This window comes from Streptomyces sp. YS-3 (assembly GCF_045257485.1).
Classification (GTDB): Bacteria; Actinomycetota; Actinomycetes; order Streptomycetales; family Streptomycetaceae; genus Streptomyces.
Genome location: NZ_JBJHPC010000532.1, coordinates 1 through 4,930 on the forward strand (window position 1 = coordinate 1; position 4,930 = coordinate 4,930).

Consider the following 4,930-nt stretch of genomic DNA (forward strand, 5'->3'; position numbering starts at 1 on the left):
GCCCCACACCGTCGCGCCCGCACCCCTCCAAGCCGGCCCCGAGCGAGCCCAGCTCGCCCAGGCCGCTGCCGTCGAAGCAGGCGAGCACCTTCGAGGACGCGGGCACCGCGCCCCTGACGGCCACCGCGGGCTCCTCCTTCGCCGGGCAGCCCACGGCACGGGTCAAGGACCAGTTCGGCCGGCCGATGGGCAAGGCCACCGTGCGCTTCCAGGTCGTCGGCACCACCGAAGCCCGCTTCCCGGGCGGCGCCAATCAGGTCACGGTCACCACCGGCGCCGACGGCCGCGCCACCGCGCCCGCTCTGGTAGCGGGCGAGCAGAGCGGCACCTTCACCGTCCAGGCCACCGTCGTCGGCGCCTCCCTGCCCGAGATCAAGTGGACCGCCACCGTCAACGCCCGCCAGGCGGACGCCCTCGCGCGCACCGACACCAAGGAGCTGACGGCCGCCCCCGGCGCGGAGTTCGCCGACTCCGTGGAGGTCAAGGCCACGTACAAGGGAGCCGTCGTCCCCGGGATCGCCGTCGCCGCCGCGATGATCGTCACGCCGGACGCGCCCGCCGCCGGCACCCCGGCCGCCGATGCCAGGACCAACGACAAGGGCCCCTACTTCAAGGACGAGAAGGGCAACCCCATCCGGTCCCTCAAGGACCTGAAGACCGACGCCAAGGGCGTGCTGCGGCTCCCCAAGATCTACGCGGACGGCCAGACCGGGACCTTTGTGCTCCGCCTCACCACCCCCGGCGGCGCCACCCTCGACATCCAGCTCAAGGTCGCCTGACCACCCCACCTCCCGCGGCCTCCCGCCGCCGTTCCTCGTACCGCCCCCGCTGCCGCCCGTGCAGCGGGGGCGGTCCCGCGTGTTCTCATCTCACCCCCGCGTTGCTACCGTGCCCCAACCCTGACGCCCCATCAGCTCCGGGAGGCCGAGCATGCGCGCCCTCGTCGCCGCGGCCATCGGACTCGCCGCCGCCCTCGCCATCGTCCTGACCGTCTCGGCGATCGGCGGCCCCGAGGGCACCACCTCGCCCAAGCCGCTGCTCACCACCGTCCCCACCGCCCCCGGCGCCGTCCCGCCCGGGAAGCCGTAGCAGAAGCAGCCGTAGCAGAAGCAGAGCCGTAGCAGAAGTAGAGGAGAGCCGGCCGCATGCGACGCAAAGCCAGCCTGATCCTGCTCGCCCTCGCCGTCTTCTTCGCGGCCCTCTCACCGCTGCTGCGCTGGTATGCCTTCCCCCGGCTCGCCAAGGTCCCGCCCAGCCAGTACCAGGAGACGGTCCTGGAGGCCAGGAACGCCACCCTCATCGACTACAAGCAGCTCAAGTCCGTGACGGTCCCCAAGGTGACCATCGTGCAGACCCTCAAGGGCAACGTCGAGGAGTCCCGGAAGATCGAGAAGACCGCGGGCAAGGACGTCGTCGTGTGGGACTCGCTGTCGTATGTCCTCGACGACAAGGGCCAGTTCGTCTCCCGCATCCCCGAACGCTATGTCTTCGACGCCCACACCCAGGCCCCCGTCCACGCCACCGGCGAAATGGTCGACGGCGACCCGGTCAAGCGCGAGGGCCTGGAGTTCAAATGGCCCTTCCTCACCGAGAAGCGGGACTACGAGTACTTCGACGCCCAGACCCGCACCACCAACCCCATCCACTACAAGGGGACGGTCACCTTCCATGGCCTGAAGGTCTACTACTTCGAGCAGACCGTCCCCTGGACCCAGGTCCCCTTCCCCAAGGCGATGCCCCTCGGAGTCACCCCTGAGATCGCCCAGCAGACCGGGCTGACCCGGTGGTACTCCACCAAGAGGATGTTCTGGATCGACCCCGTGACCGGCGGACCGGTCAACGGCGAGGAGATCCATCAGGAGGAGCTCCGCAACGCCACGGCTCTGTTCGGCCAAGACAAGATCACCGCCTTCTCCGGTCATGTGAAGATGCGCGAGGACTACGTCGACCACACGGTCGCCCTGATCAAGAAGAACCGCACGCTGATCCTGCTGCTCACCTCCTATCTCCCCTGGGGCTTCGCCGGACTCGGCGCCGCACTGCTCGCCCTCTCCCTGTGGCTGGAGGCCCGCAGCCGCCGCCCCGCCGTCCCGGCCCCGACGGCCCCCGCAGAGCCCGAGCCGGTCGGGGCGTGACCTCGGCGCCCGGCGCCGGGCGGTTGCCTCGGCAGAGCGGCCCGCGTTCGCGCGGGTCAGCGCGGGTCAGCGCTTGAGCCGGGCGTTGGTGTGGCGCGTCGGCCGGGCCTGCGAGGGATCCTCCGGCCAGGGGTGCTTGGGATAGCGCCCGCGCAGCTCGGCGCGGACCGCCCGGTACCCCTCCCGCCAGAAGTTCGCCAGGTCCGCGGTGACGGCGGCGGGCCGGCCCGCCGGGGACAGCAGATGTATGAGCACCGGCACCCCGGCGACCTCCGGCGTCCCCTCCAGCCCGAACATCTCCTGGAGCTTCACCGCGAGCACCGGCTGAGCGCCCCCGTACTCCACCCTGATCCGCGACCCGCTCGGCACCTCGATGCGCTCCGGGGCCAGCTCGTCCAGGTGCGCCGCCTCGCCGCCCGCCCACGGCAGCAGCCGTGTCAGCGCCTGCCCCGCGTCCAGCCGCCCCAGATCCGCCCGGCGGCGCGCCCGGGACAGCTCCGGCTCCAGCCACTCCTCGGCCCGCGCGAGCAGCGCCCCGTCCGACACCTCCGGCCACGGCTCGCCCAGCGTCCGGTGCAGGAACGCCAACCGCTCCCGCAGCCCCGCGGCCTCCCGGGACCACCGCAGCAGCCCGGTGCCCTCCCTGCCCAGCCCGTCCAGGAGGGCCTGTCGCACCAGAGCCGGGTCGGGCTGCTTCAACGGCCGCGCCGACAGCTCCACCGCGCCCAGCCGCGCCACCTGACGGGCGACCACGTCGCCGTCCTCCCAGCGCACCTCCTCACCCTCGGCCCCCAGCGGCCCGGCCGCCAGGCGCGCGATGCCCTCGTCCACGACGGCGGCCAGCCGCACCCGCGCCGAGGCGGCCTGCACCGGTCGGTCCGCCACGGCCACCGCGAGCCAGTCCGCACTGCGCAGCCCGGACCCCCGGCCCAGCTCGGCCCGGGTGCCGGACACCATCAGGAACGAGCCCTCACCCCGCGCCCGGGCCACCCGCTCCGGAAACGCCAGCGCGGTGATCAGCCCGGCGACGGCATCGTCCGACCGCGCCCCCATGCAGGACCCCGCGCCCGACCCGGGCGTGAGCCCTGGTCCCGGCCCCGCCGGGCTCCCGGAGCCGGAGCCACCGGGCGACGGGGGCACCGGACCCGCGCCCGTCACCGCCGACGTCAGCCGCCGTACCTCCTGGCGCCAGCGCGCCCCGTATCCGTCGCCGCCCCGGCGGGCCGTGCGCCACGCCGCCGCCAGGTCGTCCCCGTACTCCCTCGGAGGCTCCTCGCTCAGCAGCGCCACCACCTCGGCCGCCCGGCGCGCGCCCACCTCGGCCGTGCCGTCGAGGAGCGCGCGGGCCAGCCGTGGGTGCACCCCGAGCCCGGCCATCCGTACGCCCCTTTCGGTGGCCCGGCCGTCCGCGTCCAGCGCGCCGATCGCGGTCAGGACGGAACGGGCCGCCGCCATCGCCCCGGCCGGCGGGGCGTCGAGCAGTGCCAGCCCCTCGGCGCTCGGATCGCCCCAGCACGCCACCCGTAGGGCGAAGGACGCCAGGTCCGCGATCTTGATCTCGGGGGAGGGGAAGCGCGGGCGCCGGGCGTCGTCGGCCGGCGCCCAGCACCGGTACACCGTGCCGAACGCCTCCCGGCCCGCGCGGCCCAGTCGCTGGGTCGCCCCGGCGTCCGACACCGACACGGTCGCCAGCGACCCGAGTCCCCGGGCGTGGTCCACACGCGGTTCGCGGGCCAGCCCCGAGTCGACCACGATCCGCACCCCGGGCACGGTCAGACTGGACTCGGCCACGGAGGTCGCCAGGACCACCCGCCGCCGTCCCTCGCCGCCGCGCAGCACCGCGTCCTGGACCGCCGCCGGGGCCCGCCCGTGCAACTGGAGGACGTCCGCGTCCACCCCGTCCAGCATCCCGGCCGTCCGGGCGATCTCGCCGGTGCCCGGCAGGAAGCAGAGCACATCGCCCTCGTGCTCCTCCAGGGCCAGCCGGACCGTCGCCGCGACATGACGCAGCAGCTGGGGGTCCACCCAGGTGCCGTGGGGCGGGCGGATCCCGGCGGGCGGCGGGGCGTAGTGGACCGCCGCCCCGTGGCCCTGTCCCGTACTGCGCACCACCGGGGCGGGCTCCGAGCCATCGGCCATGGCCAGAAGGTGTGCCCAGGCCTCCGCGTCGCTGGTGGCGGACGCGGCGATCAGCCGGAGCTCCGGGCGCAGGGCGGCCCGTACGTCCACGAGGAAGGCGATCGCGGTGTCCGCGTCGAGATGGCGCTCGTGGCACTCGTCGAGCAGCACCACGTCCACCCCCGCGAGCTCCGGGTCGCGCTGCAGCCGTTGCAGCAGGACGCCGGTGGTCACCACTTCGACGACCGTGCCGGGGCCGGTGCGGCGCTCCCCGCGCACCGAGAACCCGACCGCGTCGCCGACCTCCTGGCCGAGCAGCCAGGCCATCCGGCGGGCGGCGGCACGGACCGCCATCCGCCGCGGCTCGGCCACCAGCACCCGCCGCCGCGGGCCGGCCCCGGTCAGCCCGGCCAGCGCCAGCGGCACCAGCGTGGTCTTGCCGGTGCCCGGGGGCGCGGACAGGACCGCCGTGCCGCGCCCGTCGAGTGCGCTCAGCAGCTCGGGCACGGCATGGCGAACGGGAAGACGCTCGATCGCGTCGGTTCGGATCACGACCACAGTTTCGTACGTCCCGGCCCGGACCGGTTTCCGATCGTCCACAGACCAGCTGGTTTGTATGACTAGTCCCGGCGCGTCACCGGCAACCTCGCCGCCCCGCCGCCGAACCGGCTCCCGCC

At 74.5% G+C, this 4,930-nt stretch carries 3 protein-coding genes and 1 pseudogene; 3 read left to right on the forward strand and 1 reads right to left on the reverse strand.

The window, feature by feature from the left end; all coding sequences use genetic code 11:
* The 3 genes and pseudogenes from ACJA3G_RS29955 to ACJA3G_RS29965 form a co-directional block, all read left to right on the forward strand.
* Positions 1 to 779, forward strand: a pseudogene (locus tag ACJA3G_RS29955) (lytic transglycosylase); the annotation flags it as partial.
* A 151-nt stretch (positions 780 to 930) separates the two neighbouring features.
* Complete coding sequence (locus tag ACJA3G_RS29960; RefSeq protein WP_406556176.1) at positions 931 to 1,089, forward strand: SPW_0924 family protein; 159 nt, start codon at positions 931 to 933, stop codon at positions 1,087 to 1,089.
* 56 nt (positions 1,090 to 1,145) lie between these two features.
* On the forward strand, positions 1,146 to 2,135 hold the full coding sequence (locus tag ACJA3G_RS29965; RefSeq protein ID WP_406556177.1) for a DUF3068 domain-containing protein: 990 nt from the start codon (positions 1,146 to 1,148) through the stop codon (positions 2,133 to 2,135).
* Positions 2,136 to 2,201: 66 nt separating this feature from the next.
* Here the strand turns inward: ACJA3G_RS29965 and ACJA3G_RS29970 are convergent, their stop codons facing one another.
* The gene (locus tag ACJA3G_RS29970; protein ID WP_406556178.1) at positions 2,202 to 4,805 is read right to left on the reverse strand and encodes an ATP-dependent RNA helicase; all 2,604 of its coding nucleotides are present in this window, start codon (positions 4,803 to 4,805) and stop codon (positions 2,202 to 2,204) included.
* Positions 4,806 to 4,930: the final 125 nt, after the last annotated feature.